Source organism: Pseudomonadota bacterium (genome assembly GCA_037200975.1).
Taxonomy (GTDB): Bacteria; Pseudomonadota; Gammaproteobacteria; order Steroidobacterales; family Steroidobacteraceae; genus CADEED01.
Map to the genome: position 1 here is coordinate 3,076,422 of JBBCGI010000001.1, position 13,436 is coordinate 3,089,857.

General features: G+C 64.0%; 15 protein-coding genes and 1 tRNA gene. 9 read left to right on the forward strand and 7 right to left on the reverse strand.

Annotated elements, in window-relative coordinates:
- The first annotated feature begins 34 nt into the window (after positions 1-34).
- From WDO72_13880 to WDO72_13890, 3 genes are read left to right on the forward strand one after another with little or no spacing between them, the layout of a single operon-like run.
- Positions 35-559: an FKBP-type peptidyl-prolyl cis-trans isomerase gene (locus tag WDO72_13880; protein ID MEJ0086772.1), complete on the forward strand. Its 525-nt coding sequence runs from the start codon at positions 35-37 to the stop codon at positions 557-559.
- The gene (locus WDO72_13885; protein MEJ0086773.1) at positions 559-711 is read left to right on the forward strand and encodes a hypothetical protein; all 153 of its coding nucleotides are present in this window, start codon (positions 559-561) and stop codon (positions 709-711) included. Before WDO72_13880 ends, WDO72_13885 begins: the two co-directional genes overlap by 1 nt.
- Entirely contained in the window at positions 708-1,334 is a 627-nt protein-coding gene (locus WDO72_13890; GenBank protein MEJ0086774.1) for an alpha/beta fold hydrolase, read from the forward strand. The genes WDO72_13885 and WDO72_13890 overlap by 4 nt, the downstream gene beginning before the upstream one ends.
- A gap of 168 nt (positions 1,335-1,502) precedes the next feature.
- Here WDO72_13890 and WDO72_13895 read toward each other — a convergent pair whose 3' ends face one another.
- From WDO72_13895 to WDO72_13910, 4 genes are all read right to left on the reverse strand, one after another.
- Complete coding sequence (locus WDO72_13895; GenBank protein ID MEJ0086775.1) at positions 1,503-1,814, reverse strand: HU family DNA-binding protein; 312 nt, start codon at positions 1,812-1,814, stop codon at positions 1,503-1,505.
- A 285-nt stretch (positions 1,815-2,099) separates the two neighbouring features.
- On the reverse strand, positions 2,100-2,639 hold the full coding sequence (locus WDO72_13900) for a YggT family protein (GenBank protein MEJ0086776.1): 540 nt from the start codon (positions 2,637-2,639) through the stop codon (positions 2,100-2,102).
- Entirely contained in the window at positions 2,636-3,469 is an 834-nt protein-coding gene (proC, locus tag WDO72_13905; GenBank protein ID MEJ0086777.1) for a pyrroline-5-carboxylate reductase, read from the reverse strand. The genes WDO72_13900 and proC overlap by 4 nt, the downstream gene beginning before the upstream one ends.
- Before the next feature lie 10 nt (positions 3,470-3,479).
- Positions 3,480-4,199, reverse strand: a complete 720-nt coding sequence (locus WDO72_13910; protein ID MEJ0086778.1) for a YggS family pyridoxal phosphate-dependent enzyme — start codon at positions 4,197-4,199, stop codon at positions 3,480-3,482.
- A 54-nt stretch (positions 4,200-4,253) separates the two neighbouring features.
- Here WDO72_13910 and WDO72_13915 point away from each other — a divergent pair, with 54 nt between their 5' ends.
- The 6 genes from WDO72_13915 (at position 4,254) to WDO72_13940 (ending at position 10,882) form a co-directional block, all read left to right on the forward strand.
- Entirely contained in the window at positions 4,254-5,294 is a 1,041-nt protein-coding gene (locus tag WDO72_13915) for a type IV pilus twitching motility protein PilT (GenBank protein MEJ0086779.1), read from the forward strand.
- Positions 5,295-5,306: 12 nt separating this feature from the next.
- Complete coding sequence (locus WDO72_13920; protein ID MEJ0086780.1) at positions 5,307-6,464, forward strand: PilT/PilU family type 4a pilus ATPase; 1,158 nt, start codon at positions 5,307-5,309, stop codon at positions 6,462-6,464.
- Positions 6,465-7,628, forward strand: coding sequence for a PilT/PilU family type 4a pilus ATPase (locus WDO72_13925; protein MEJ0086781.1), 1,164 nt, complete (start codon positions 6,465-6,467; stop codon positions 7,626-7,628). It begins immediately after the preceding gene.
- Between the two features lie 458 nt (positions 7,629-8,086).
- Positions 8,087-8,160 (forward strand) — tRNA-His (locus WDO72_13930).
- 298 nt (positions 8,161-8,458) lie between these two features.
- The gene (locus tag WDO72_13935; GenBank protein ID MEJ0086782.1) at positions 8,459-9,583 is read left to right on the forward strand and encodes a slipin family protein; all 1,125 of its coding nucleotides are present in this window, start codon (positions 8,459-8,461) and stop codon (positions 9,581-9,583) included.
- Positions 9,584-9,658: 75 nt separating this feature from the next.
- The gene (locus WDO72_13940) at positions 9,659-10,882 is read left to right on the forward strand and encodes an RtcB family protein (protein MEJ0086783.1); all 1,224 of its coding nucleotides are present in this window, start codon (positions 9,659-9,661) and stop codon (positions 10,880-10,882) included.
- A 40-nt stretch (positions 10,883-10,922) separates the two neighbouring features.
- Here WDO72_13940 and WDO72_13945 read toward each other — a convergent pair whose 3' ends face one another.
- From WDO72_13945 to WDO72_13955, 3 genes are read right to left on the reverse strand one after another with little or no spacing between them, the layout of a single operon-like run.
- Positions 10,923-11,537, reverse strand: a complete 615-nt coding sequence (locus WDO72_13945; GenBank protein MEJ0086784.1) for a hypothetical protein — start codon at positions 11,535-11,537, stop codon at positions 10,923-10,925.
- A gap of 26 nt (positions 11,538-11,563) precedes the next feature.
- Positions 11,564-12,484 carry a dihydroorotate dehydrogenase electron transfer subunit gene (locus WDO72_13950; GenBank protein ID MEJ0086785.1) on the reverse strand — a complete coding sequence of 307 codons (921 nt, stop codon included), beginning with the start codon at positions 12,482-12,484 and terminating at the stop codon, positions 11,564-11,566.
- Complete coding sequence (locus WDO72_13955; protein ID MEJ0086786.1) at positions 12,481-13,434, reverse strand: aspartate carbamoyltransferase catalytic subunit; 954 nt, start codon at positions 13,432-13,434, stop codon at positions 12,481-12,483. Before WDO72_13955 ends, WDO72_13950 begins: the two co-directional genes overlap by 4 nt.
- Positions 13,435-13,436 lie beyond the last annotated feature (2 nt).

Sequence of the window (13,436 nt, forward strand, 5' to 3'; positions counted from 1 at the left end):
AATAATGCCGCTCCCGCAAATCCGGAGTAGCTCGATGACCCCGAAGTCGCTGGCCTCGTCGCTGACAATCGCGTTGGTCGTCGTATTGCTGGCCGCCTGTTCGTCGCGCGACAAACCGGCGGAAGAGGTGGCAGCGGTGCCTCCTCCGACCGACGCGGCTGCGCCTTCCGAACCCGTCGCCGATGCGACCTCCGCCACAGGAACCGAAAACATGGCTTTGCAGAAAATCGAACTCGCTCCAGGCGCCGGCGCCGAAATCAAGTCCGGTCAGACCGCGCTGGTGCACTACACGGGCTGGCTGTACGACGCCGCCGCACCCGAGAACAAGGGCAAGAAGTTCGATAGTTCGGTGGATCGCAACGAGCCGTTCGAATTTCCGGTCGGTGCCGGCATGGTCATCAAGGGTTGGGACGATGGCGTGGTCGGCATGAAGCCGGGCGGCAAGCGCCGGCTCGTCATTCCGCCGGAGATGGGTTATGGCGCGCGCGGCGCGGGCGGCGGGCTGATTCCCGGTGGTGCGACGCTGGTGTTCGACGTCGAGCTGGTCGAGATTCGCTGATGTCGCGCGTCGCGGCGGGCCTGGCGGCGCTGGTGTTTCCCGGCGTTGCGGCCCAGGCCGCGACCGGCAGCATCGCGGTAGGGAAGTTAGGCGAGCTCACGGGCATCCCCGGCGACGCGCTCGAGGACAACACGGTCTACAAGGCACCGTGAGCAGCATCGAAGTCCTGACGCTCGCGGGGCCAGTTGGCGCGCTCGAAGCCCGCCTGGAGACCCCGGACGGTGAGGTCAGATCCGACGTGTTCGGCGTGGTCTGCCATCCGCATCCGCTGTTTGGCGGAACCATGGACAACAAGGTCACCCACACGATCGCGCGCTCGATGATGGAGTGCGGCGCGCCCACCTTCCGGTTCAACTTCCGCGGCGTCGGGGCGAGCGGCGGCACCTTCGACAACGGCCGCGGCGAGGCCGATGACCTGGCCGCGGTCGTGGCCGAGGGACGGCGGCGTTATCCGGCTGCCGATCTGTGGTTAGGGGGCTTCTCGTTCGGCGCTTTCGTGGCCTTGCGCGCCGCGCAGGATCTCGCGCCGGTGAAGCTCGTCGCCGTGGCGCCGCCGGTGGCGCGTTTCGAGTTGGGAACGGTGGCGAACCCCGACTGCGACTGGATGCTGGCGCAGGGCGACGCGGACGACGTGGTGCCCGCCGCTGCCGTGCTTGCCTGGGCGGCGAACCAGCCGCGAAAGCCCCGCCTGCACGTTCTCGCGGGCGCCGGGCATTTCTTTCACGGCAGGTTGCACGAGCTCAAACCACTGATTCTGGATTTCCTGCGAAGCTAGCCGAGAAAAGGGGGAGGATTAAAAGGGGACATGCCTATTTATTGCGGAGCCAATAAATAGGCATGTCCCCTTTTAATCTTGGTCGCAAAAACAAAGGGCCCGGACGCGTTTACGTCCCGGGCCCTCGATCTGCATCACGCGCCGTGGCACGCGCGAAGCAAGCGCGTCTTAGTTGACCAGCGCCTTGAGGCTCTTCAGCGGCAGCACGCGGACCTTCTTGGAGGCCGGCTTCGCCTTGAACACCATCTTTTCCTTCGTGAACGGATTGATGCCTTCGCGCGCCTTCGTGGCGGGCTTCTTCACGACCTTCATCTTCAGAAGACCGGGCAGGGTGAACAGACCAGGTCCACGCAGGCTCTTCTTGATGATGCCGTTGAGTGACTCGAACACCGCGGCGACCTGCTTGCGGGACAGTTCAGCGTCTTTGCAGATCGTTGCCACGATTTCCGACTTCGTCGGTGCGCCACCTTTCTTTGCCATTACTCGGACTCCTCATAAGAAAAAAATGCAGCGGAAAAAATATCCCGCGGCGAGCGATTCGGCGCGCAACATATCACAGGCTTTCCCGCGTGCAAATAATTTTCGTTGCACATGAATGCGGCAAATGCCTTGTTTTCTAGGGTTCGGCGCACATGCGCAACAACACGAGTGTCGCCGCGACACGAAATTGAGCGTCATTCGCTGTACGAATCTTCACCATCACGCGCATCGAAGCGACGTTGAGGTATGCGGTTAAGTCGTTGTCGCAGCGAGGACAGCGCTGCGTCAGAAGTTGATTCCGTCGATCAGGATGATCAGCGCCTGCAGCGCGATGATCGCCCAGAGAAACGACAAATCCAGGCCGGCAACCAGCGACGGGATGATCCTGCGGACGCGCGAAAGCAACGGATCGCAGACGTAGGCGAGCAACTCGTAGACAGGCGAACTGCCGCCCTGCAGGAGCATTCCAGCGAGTCCGTAGAAGAAGATCATGATGACGTAGAGCCACAGCACTGCGAGCACCAGCGTCTTCAACACCAGCAGCGTGAGGACCACGATCGCCGGAATCACCGCGCCGAACAGCAGCAATACGGCGACCTTGAAGATCGCGAACAGCACGATCGCGACCACCGAAGCGGTGTCGATCCGGCCCACCGGCGGCAACACGCGGCGCAGCGGCAGGATGAGCGGATTGGTCATTTTCACGATCGCCGCCGCGAACGGGTTGCGAAAGTTAGCGCGCGCCAGCTGCATGATGAATCGCAGGATGAGGACGCCGAGGTACAGGGACGTCAGCGTATCGACGATGTAGTAGAGCGCTCTCATGTTTTCTGACTCTTGCCGAAGGCGCGCGCCAGTTCGCGGCCGCGATCGGTCGCGGCGCCCAGCGCGTCGGCCACGATGGTACGCAGGTTCGCGGTGTCGAATGCACGCACCGCCGCCTCCGTCGTGCCGCCCCTGGAAGTGACCTCGAGGCGCAGGCGCATCAGGTCGCCGTCGCTGGCGCGTGCCATCTGCCCCGACCCGAACAATGTCTGCACCGCGAGCTCCTGTGCGCTCGCGCGTTCGAGTCCGAGATTGACGGCCGCGTCGATCATCAACTCCGTGAGCAGGAAGAAGTAGGCGGGGCCACTGCCAGACAATGCCGTGACGACATCGAGCGCGTCTTCGTCTGACACCCACACCGTCGTGCCGACGGCGCCGAGCACGGTCGCCGCGAGTGCGCGATGCGCCGCGCTCAAGCCCTCGGGCGCATACAGTGCGCTCGCGCCGGCATTGTTGAGCGCCGGTCGATTGGGCATGGCGCGCACGACGGCGACGCCCGGGCCGCACCACTCGGCGATGTCGCCGACGCGTATGCCGGCCGCGATCGACAAAACCAGCGGTGGCCGTTGCGAGAAAACGTCGGCAAGCGCCTGCGTGGTGAGCGCCATGTCCTGTGGTTTGACCGCCAGCACGACGACATCCGCCGCCGCGGCCGCCTCACGGTTGTCGGCCGTGACGTGCACGCCGAGCTCGTCCGCGAGCACGATGCGCCGCTGCTGGTGGGCTTCCCCGACGCTGATGTTCTGGGGCGAAAGTCCGCGCGCGATGAGCCCGCGCATCAACGCGCCGCCCATGTTGCCGCCACCGATGAAGGCCGCCTTGATGTCCATGTGCGGGTGATTATCCCGTTTCGCCGGCCGTTTTGGCGCTGCGGGGGCCGAAAATCGCGGTGCCGATGCGCACGATGGTCGACCCTTCGAGGATGGCCGCTTCGAAGTCCGCGCTCGTGCCCATCGACAAGGTATCGAGCTGGTGTCCGTGTTCGTTCAGATAGTCGAACACCTGGCGTGTCTCGTTGAACCAGCGCCGCTGCCTGGCGTCGTCGTCTTCGGCCGGCGGCATGCTCATGAGGCCGCGCAGCCGGATGTTCGGCAGTGCGCGGACGGCGCTGGCCAGTTGCGCCATGTCGGCGGCGGGTACGCCGCCTTTGGTTTCCTCGCCGCCCACGTGCAGCTGCAGACAGAGATTGAGCGGCGGCAAGCGATCGGGACGCTGTGCGGACAGACGCTCGGCGATCTTGAGCCGGTCGACGGCGTGCACCCAGGCGAAATTCTCGGCGACCTGCCGGGTCTTGTTAGCCTGCAGCCGCCCGATGAAATGCCAGGTGAGTTCGCGCCCGGCCAGTGCCTCGATTTTGGGCAGGGCTTCCTGCAGGAAATTCTCGCCGAAGTTCTCGACACCCGCGCCCGCGGCAGCGTCGATTGCTGCGCCGCTCTGTCCCTTCGAAACGGCCAGAAGCGTGACCGAATCGACACTTCGACTGGCGCCTCTACAGGCCTCCGCAATGCGGGTTTGAGCGACTCGGACGCTCTCCGAGCAATTCTGCGGACGGGATAACATATTGATCAGTGATACCCGGGTCTATACTCAACGGCGCTTTTCAAGGGACACCGCATGGCCGTCGACGTCGCCCAGCTCCTCGCTTTCGCCGTAAAGAATAACGCCTCGGACTTGCACCTGTCCGCTGGTGTGCCGCCCATGATTCGTGTCGACGGCGACATGAAACGTATCAACATGCCCGCGCTTTCCCACAAGGAAGTGCACGGCATGGTGTACGACATCATGAACGACAAGCAGCGCAAGAATTACGAAGAGTTCTTCGAGACCGATTTCTCTTTCGAGATTCCGAAGCTCGCGCGTTTCCGCGTGAATGCATTCAACCAGAATCGCGGCGCGGGCGCCGTGTTCCGCAATATTCCCTCGGTCATCCTCTCGCTCGACGACCTGGCATGCCCGAAGATTTTCCGCGATCTGTGCATGCTGCCGCGTGGCCTCGTGCTCGTGACCGGCCCGACCGGCTCGGGCAAGTCCACCACGCTCGCGGGCATGGTGAACCACTGCAACGACAACCGTCCCGATCACATCATCACGATCGAGGACCCCATCGAATTCGTGCATGAGAGCAAACGCTGCCTCATGAACCAGCGCGAAGTGCATCGCGACACGCTCGGCTTCTCTGAAGCGCTGCGTTCGGCGTTGCGCGAAGACCCGGACGTGGTGCTGGTTGGCGAAATGCGCGACCTCGAGACGATCCGTCTCGCGCTGACCGCCGCCGAAACCGGACACCTCGTGTTCGGCACGCTGCACACCAGCTCCGCCGCCAAGACCATCGACCGCGTGGTCGACGTGTTCCCGGCGCAGGAAAAGGAAATGGTCCGCGCGATGCTTTCAGAGTCGCTGCGTGCCGTCATTTCGCAGACGCTGCTCAAGCGCAACGGCGGCGGCCGTATCGCGGCGCACGAAATCATGATCGGCACGCCCGCCATTCGTAACCTGATTCGCGAAGGCAAGATCGCGCAGATGTATTCGGCCATCCAGACCGGCGCCCAGGCCGGCATGCAGACGCTGGATCAATGCCTCGCGGACCTCGTCACCAAAGGCGTCGTCAGCAAGGAAGAAGCTCGCTACAAAGCTTCCAACAAGGATGCCCTGTAAGGAGCGCTGACCATGGATCGCGAACAAGGCATCAAACTCATGCAGGACCTTCTGCGTCGCGTCGTCGACAAGAAGGCTTCCGACCTGTTCATCACGGCGGGCTTCCCGCCGGCGATCAAAATCGACGGCGAAGTGCGCCCGCAGTCCGAACGTGCCCTGACCGCCGAGCAGTCGGCCGTACTGGTCCGCGCGATCATGAACGATCGCCAGACCAAGGAATTCGACGCCACCAAGGAATGCAATTTCGCGATCGCGCCGCCGGGCATCGGCCGCTTCCGCGTCAACACCTTCGTGCAGCAGGGTCAGACCGGCTGCGTCATTCGCCTCATCAATTCCAAGATTCCGACGCTCGAAGAGCTCGAACTGCCGCCGGTGCTCAAAGAGGTGGTGCTGTCCAAGCGCGGCCTCGTGATCCTGGTCGGCGGCACCGGTTCGGGTAAATCGACCTCGCTGGCCGCGATGGTGGGTTACCGCAACGAGAAAACCCGCGGGCACATCGTGACCATCGAAGATCCGGTGGAATACGTGCACCAGCACAAGGGCTGCGTGATCACACACCGCGAAGTGGGCGTGGATACCGACAACTGGCATGCGGCGCTCAAGAACACGCTGCGCCAGGCGCCCGACGTCATCCTCATCGGCGAAATCCGCGACCGCGAGACGATGGAATACGGCATCCAGTTCGCCGAGACCGGCCACCTCGTGTTGGCCACCCTCCATGCGAACAGCTCCAACCAGGCGCTCGACCGCATCATCAACTTCTTCCCCGACGAGCGCCGCGAACAGCTGCTGATGGATCTGTCGCTGAACATCCGCGCGCTGGTCTCGCAACGTCTCGTGCCGCGCGAATCCGGCTCGGGCCGCATCGCCGCGATGGAGATCATGCTGAATTCGCCGCTGATCCAGGACCTGATCTTCAAAGGCAAGGTGCAGGAGATCAAGGATGTCATGTCGCGCTCTACGCGCGTCGGCATGAAGACCTTCGACCAGGCGTTGTACGACCTCTACGAAGCGGGTTTCATCTCGTACGAAGACGCGTTGCGTAACGCGGATTCGAAGAACGAATTGCGCCTGCGCATCAAGCTCGAGAGCAAACGCGAAGTGAAGAACCTCGACGACGGTGGCACGCTCAGCATGGTCGACGAAGAACAACAGGGCCGTTCGTTCTAAATGGCCGAATCGAAGCGCAGCAAGGTGGACGTGGCGGCCGCCGTCAACGAAGAGCTCGAAGAGACGCTCAAGGCCAAGCACTCGACCGGCGACAACGCGCCGATGGTGCTCAACACGCGTCCGCTGTTCAAACTCATGGTGGAGCGCAAGGCCAGCGACCTGTTCTTCACGTCGAATTCGCCTATCAAGGTCAAGATCGAAGGCGCGATCCTGCCGATCAACAAGCAGGTGCTGACGCCCGAGACCGTGCGCCAGGCGGCCTATGGCCTCATGACGCCCGACCAGCTAGAAAGCTTCAAGCGCGAGCTCGAAATCGACTTCGCGATCTCCGAGCCCGGCCTCGGGCGCTTCCGCGTCAACGTTTTCTACCAGCGCGGTTACCCCGCGATGGTGCTGCGCTACATCAGCGCCGACATGCCCAAGCTCGACCAGCTCGGCCTGCCCGACATGTTCAAGGACCTCATCATGATGAAGCGCGGGCTCATCCTGATGGTCGGCGCCACCGGCTCGGGCAAATCCACTTCCATCGCGGCGATGATCAATCATCGCAACGAAACCTCCTCGGATCACATCGTCACGATCGAAGATCCGATCGAGTTCCTGCATACCAACAAGCGCTCCATCGTCAACCAGCGCGAAGTGGGGCTCGACACCAAGAGTTTTGCTCGCGCGTTGCGCGGCGTGATGCGCGCGGCCCCCGACGTCATCCTGATCGGAGAAATCCGCGACAAGGAGACGATGGAGGCCGCGATCAACCTTTCCGGCACAGGTCATCTCGTCCTATCCACCCTGCACGCGAACAACAGCGCCGAGACGCTGGATCGCATCATCAACATGTTCCCGCAGGACCAGCACAAGCAGATCTTCCTCGATCTCTCGCAATACCTGCGCGCCATCTGCTCGCAGCGCCTGGTCGTGACCAAGGAAGGCAAGCGCATCGCGGCCATCGAGGTCATGTTGAACACGCCTTACGTCACGGAGCTCGTGAAGAAAGGCGACGTCAGCGCGATCAAGGAAGCCATCGTCGCGAGCTCCGAGCGCGGCGTGCAGAGCTTCGATGTGGCGCTGCTGAATCTCTACAAGCAGAACCGCATCGATCTGGAAGAAGCGCTCACCAACGCCGATTCGCGCTCGAACCTGGAAGCCAAGATCAACTTCGGCTGATCCCGGCCGAGTGGCTTTCCGACGAACGGTGCTTGACACCGGCATATTCGCGCCTAGAATGCGCGCCCCTATGCATCCTAACTACCAATTCAGTTTGCCCCGCACCACGTTTGTCGCGGGTACGGCGCCGATTCTGCCGAATCGGCGTGCCGTCCCGGCGTGCGCGCTCGCCGGCGAACCCGATTCGAGAACCGGAAGCTAGCTCTTCGATGCAACGGAGAGCGGCTTTGGGCAGCTCTCCGCAAGGCACTCCACACGAGGCCCCGGTCAGCTGCCGCTGATTCGGGGCCTTCAGCGTTTCAGGCCCCAACTATTCGGTGCGACGTGTGAGCGGCGCGCCGTCAGGAGGTCTTTGTCCGCGTTTTCTCGCAGCGGTCCGGCGTCACAGCCGGCTGGCGCGCTCTTGCCTGGCAGCAGTCGCAGGTGCGTGTACCGCGAACGAATGGGGCGATAACCACAACAAGTTAGCTCAGTTGGATAGAGCAGGAGGTTGTGTTCCTCCCTGTCGCGGGTTCGATTCCCGCGCTTGCCAAGTGCAGAACTGGTGTTGTTGAAACGATGAGGCGGGGCTTGCCCCGCATCGAGGTGACCTGGCGTGGATGGCCACGCAGCGCGCCCGGAGCCCTGAGCCGCGTGGCGTGTGTTGCATTCGATCTGTCGAACGCCCGGAAGAGGCGCGCCGCCCCGCGGAGCGCGCCGCCGGGCTAACTACAGGGACGGCGCAGCACAGCTCGCGGACCGCGCCGGGGGTGTGGGCACCACCTCGACCTGTTGGATACCGCCGCGGCAATGGGGCCGCGGCGGTGAGGTGGAAGGCAAGGAGAATGACAATGTGGATGTTGAAGCGAATGAAGGTGGCCCTGTACGAGCGGGCGTTGGTGTATCGCGACCGCGATCTGGAGCGCGTCCTCGGCCCCGGCAAGTACTGGCTCGTCGGCCGTAACCTCGGGGTGCAGGTTTATGACGTCGGCAAGGTGGAGCTCGAGCTCGCGCGCGCCGACGTGTTGCTGGCCGAGTCGCGTGGATTGCTCGAGCCGTACGTGCAGATCGTCGAGCTGGGCGACCGCGAGGTCGGCATCGTCTACAAGAACGAGCGCCTGAGCGGCGTGCTCGCGCCGGGCACGCGTCAGTGGTACTGGCGCGGTGCGACGAACGTGCGCGTGGAAGTTCGCGACATCGCGAATGAATACACGCTCGACGCGAACACCGCGCGCGTCCTGACGCGTGCGAAGAACGCCGCGGGCGTAAGTGAGGCGATCGGCATGGTCGAAGTCCCGGATACCTCCGTGGGTCTCATGATCGTCGACGGCGAGCTGCGCGCGGTATTGAAGCCCGGTCTGTCGGCGTACTGGAAGTACCAGCGCGCGCTGCGCGTGGAGCTCGTGGATCTGCGTTTGCAGACGATGGAGGTCTCGGGCCAGGAGATCCTGACGCGCGACAAGGTGAGCCTGCGCGTGAACCTGACCGCGTTGTGGCAGGTGACGGACGCGGTGAAGGCGCGCGCAACGGTCAGCAACTTCGTGGACTACGTCTACAAGGAGCTGCAGTTCGCGCTGCGTGAGGCGGTCGGCACGCGCACGTTGGACGAGTTGCTGTCCGACAAGGGTGCGATCGACCGCGAGGTCGCGATGTCGACGGCGAAGCTCGAGGCGAGCGGTCTCGCGGTGCGCTCGGTGGGTGTGAAGGATGTGATCCTGCCGGGCGAGATGAAGGCCATCCTCAACCAGGTGGTCGAGGCGGAGAAGGTGGCGCAGGCCAACCTGATCCGCCGCCGCGAAGAGACGGCGGCGACGCGTTCGTTGCTGAACACGGCGCGCCTCATGGACGAGAACCGCACCTTGCTGCGCCTGAAGGAGCTCGAGACGCTCGAGAAGGTGACCGAGAAGATCGACAAGTTGACGGTCTTCGGTGGTCTCGAAGGTGTGATGAAGGACCTGGTCCGCATCGCGCCGTGAAGCAAAGGAAAACCGGCGGGCCGTGCTTGAGACGGGCCCGCCGGTGAGTACTCTTGAATACGAATGGTGAAGGATATGAACGAGAAGAACTACGAAGTATTGAACGTCGAAGGCGGACGCCACGTGAAGATGTGGACGCGCGGCGTGCCGGTAGATGAACAGGCGAAGACGCAGCTCGCGAACATCGCGCGCATGCCGTTCGTGCACTCGCACCTGGCCGTGATGCCGGACGTGCACGTGGGCAAGGGCGCGACCGTGGGCTCGGTGATCGCAACGCAGGGCGCGATCATCCCCGCCGCGGTCGGTGTCGATATCGGCTGCGGCATGATGGCGGTGCAGACGACCTTGCAGGCCAAGGACCTGCCGGAGTCGCTGGCCACGCTGCGTTCGCGCATCGAGCGCGCGGTGCCGCACGGCTCGGTGAAGACGCGTGGCCACAACGACCGCGGTTCCTGGGGAACGGCGCCGGAAGCGGTGCTGTCGCGCTGGGGCGCATTGAGCGAGCGCTGCAGCCGCATCGTGCAGAAGTATCCGAAGCTCAAGCCCAAGGAGCCGCAGAAGCAGTTGGGAACGCTGGGCGGCGGTAACCACTTCATCGAGGTCTGTCTCGACACCGACCAGACCGTGTGGGTGATGCTGCACTCCGGGTCGCGCGGCATCGGCAATCTGATCGGTCAGATCTTCATCGAATTGGCGCGGGCGGACATGCAGAAGCACTTCATCAACCTGCCCGACCGGGATCTGGCGTACCTCGTCGAGGGGACGGAGCACTTCGACGACTACGTCGAGGCGATGACCTGGGCACAGGACTACGCGGCGGAAAATCGCCGCGCGATGATGGACGCCGTGTTGCGCGTGCTGCGTGAGGAGCTGCGTCCGTTTGCGATGGGTGAGGTGGCGGTGAACTGCCACCACAACTACTGCACGCGCGAGCGCCACTTCGACGCGGATCTCATCGTGACCCGCAAGGGCGCGGTGAGTGCGAAGGCGGGCGAGCTGGGAATCATCCCGGGTTCCATGGGCGCGCGTTCGTACATCGTGCGCGGCCTGGGGAACGCCGAGAGTTTCTCGAGCTGCAGCCACGGCGCGGGCCGCGTGATGTCGCGCACGCAGGCGCGTGCACGGTTCACGGTGGCCGACCACGAGGCGGCGACCGCGGGCGTCGAATGCCGCAAGGACAAGGACGTCATCGACGAAACGCCGGCCGCGTACAAGGACATCGACGCGGTGATGGAAGCACAACGCGATCTCGTCGAGATCGCGTACACCCTCAAGCAGGTGGTCTGCGTGAAGGGTTGAAGAGCAGGGCGCCTCCCGATGGGAGGCGCCTTTTTATTTCTTACAGCGGAACGGCGTCGTCGGTGTTGAGCGTGAGTTCGGCGACTTCGGCGGCCGTCTTCGCCTGCCAGTTCTCGAGCCCTTTCAGCCGCGCTGCGTTCCAGCGGTCACCGAAGGCCGTGAAATAGGCGTCGGCGTCCGCGGACTTCTGCACGAATCGATCCGTCGCCTTCAGCCATTTCTGGAAGTCCGGGCTGTTGATCCGGTATTCGGAGGTACCGGAGGCGCGAATCGGCCGCAGCTGCAGGCCATTGCCGTAGATGAAACGCAGCAGCACGTAGTAACGCTTGCCGGCTTCGACGTTGGCTTCCATGTAATGCCAGCCGAACGCCGACGCCAGCATGTGTTTGCCGGGCGGCAACGTGATCACCGACTTGCTGCGCCAGGAAGAAACGTTGAGCAGCGTGAGCTGCTCGCCTTCGATCCTGTAGATGCCCACCGGGAACATGCCCTGGATCTTGTTGATGGGCTCGAGAAAGACGATCTGCGCCTGGTCGGCCGGTGGCGCGGGAATGGAGAAGTTCGGCACTTCGACGAACGGTGGTGGCGGTGGGTCGGCGGCGCGAACCACGAGTGGCAAAACCAGCGCCAGGACCAGCGTGAGACGATGAAACATTCTTCCCCCTCAAATCTTTTTGTTTGTCAGCCGAATACCGCGCGCGAATCGAACACCGGGCCATCCACGCACACGCGCTTCATCGCGGGCCCATCGGGTGTGTTCACCTTCACCGTGCAGCCCGCGCAGCCGCCCACCGCGCAGGCCATGAATTCCTCGAGCGACACCTGGCAGGGCACGCCGTGTTTCGCCGCGACCTTCGCCACGGCTTCGAGCATCGGCGTCGGGCCGCAGGAGAAGATTTCGACTTCGGCCTTCGCCGCGTCATCGAGCGAGCCTAACCACTCATCGGCGAGCTGCGTGACGAAGCCGTCGTAGCAGCCGGCGAACCCGGCCTTGCTGGCGAGGCGGCTCGGAATGCCCCAGCCGTCGAGCAGCGGCATCGCGGCGATGCTGCCCGCGGGAATGCCCGGCACGAGGATCGTGGACGGGCGTGCCTTGAAGGGAAATGGAATCTCCGAGCCCATCAGCACCAGCGGCTTCCAGGGTTTGCCGGCCTGTTCCATCATCCACTCGGACAGGAACACCATCGGCGGAATGCCGACGCCACCGCCCACCAGCAGGGAGCGCGGGCGCTTCGGATCGGGACGGAATGGCTGGCCGATGGGGCCGAGCACGCTGATCGTGTCGCCCACGTGGCGCCGCGACAGCGCGCGTAATCCGGGGCCGACGATCTTGTAAAGGATCTCGATCCAGCCATCGGTCGCGTTGACGCGCTGGATGGACAGCGGGCGTCGCATCGGCACGTCCGGATCGCAGGTGAGGTGCACGAAGCTGCCGGGCAGCGCGCGCGCGGCGCACTTCGGCGCTGTGATGCGCAATACGAACTGTTCTCCCGGCCAGGACTCGTGCGAGAGCACGACGCCGTCTTCGAGAAAGATGCTGCCCCGGTGCGCGGGGTGCACGCCGTGTCCGCGGCCGGCCTCTTCGTGCGGCAGGGCGCTCATCGATGACGTCCCTCGATCACCGCTTCGAGTACGGCCATGCGCACGGCCACGCCGTTGCGCACCTGATCGCGGATCACCGACTGCGGACCGTCGGCGACATCGGATGCGATCTCGATGCCGCGGTTCATCGGCTGCGGGTGCATGACGATCGCGTCAGGCTTCGCGCGCGCGAGCCGCTCGGAAGACAAACCGAACTTTGCGAAGTAGCGGTCCGCGTCCGGAATCGCCGCAGTCGCCATACGCTCCTTCTGGATGCGCAACATCATGATGACGTCGACGCCGGCGATGCCGGTTTCGAGCGCGGTGTGACGCTCGCAGCCGCCGAACTCGGTCGCATCGGGCATGAGCGCCTTGGGCGCGACAATGCGGATCTCGCCGACACCCAGCGTCGCCAGCACGTGCCAGGCGGACCGCGCCACGCGCGAGTGCCTGATGTCGCCGACGATCGCGATCTTGAGGCCGTCGAACTTCTGCTTCTTCTGCAGGATGGTCAGCGCGTCGAGCAGCCCCTGGGTGGGATGCGAGACATGCGCTTCACCGGCCGACAATACGCTGGCGTGCGGCTGCACGTGCGAGGCCACCAAGTCCGGCACGCCGGCCTCCGCGTCGCGGATCACGAACACGTCCACGTGGCAGGCTTCGAGTGTGTAGATGGTGTCGAGCATGCTCTCGCCCTTCACGCGCGAGGACAGCTGCACCTCGAGATTGACCACGTCGGCGCCGAGCCGCTTGGCCGCGAGCTCGAACGAAACGCGCGTGCGCGTCGACGGCTCGGTGAACAGGTTTGCGACCGTGACGCCCGCGAGGTTGCGGTTGTGCACCGGCGCCTCGCCGATCGGCTTCACGAATTTCTGCGCCCGCGTGAGCAGCGCTTCGATCGCGGACCTGGGCATTCCTTCGAGAGTGAGCAGGTGCCGGAGCGTGCCGTCGGTGCGATTCTGTTGCGTCATGT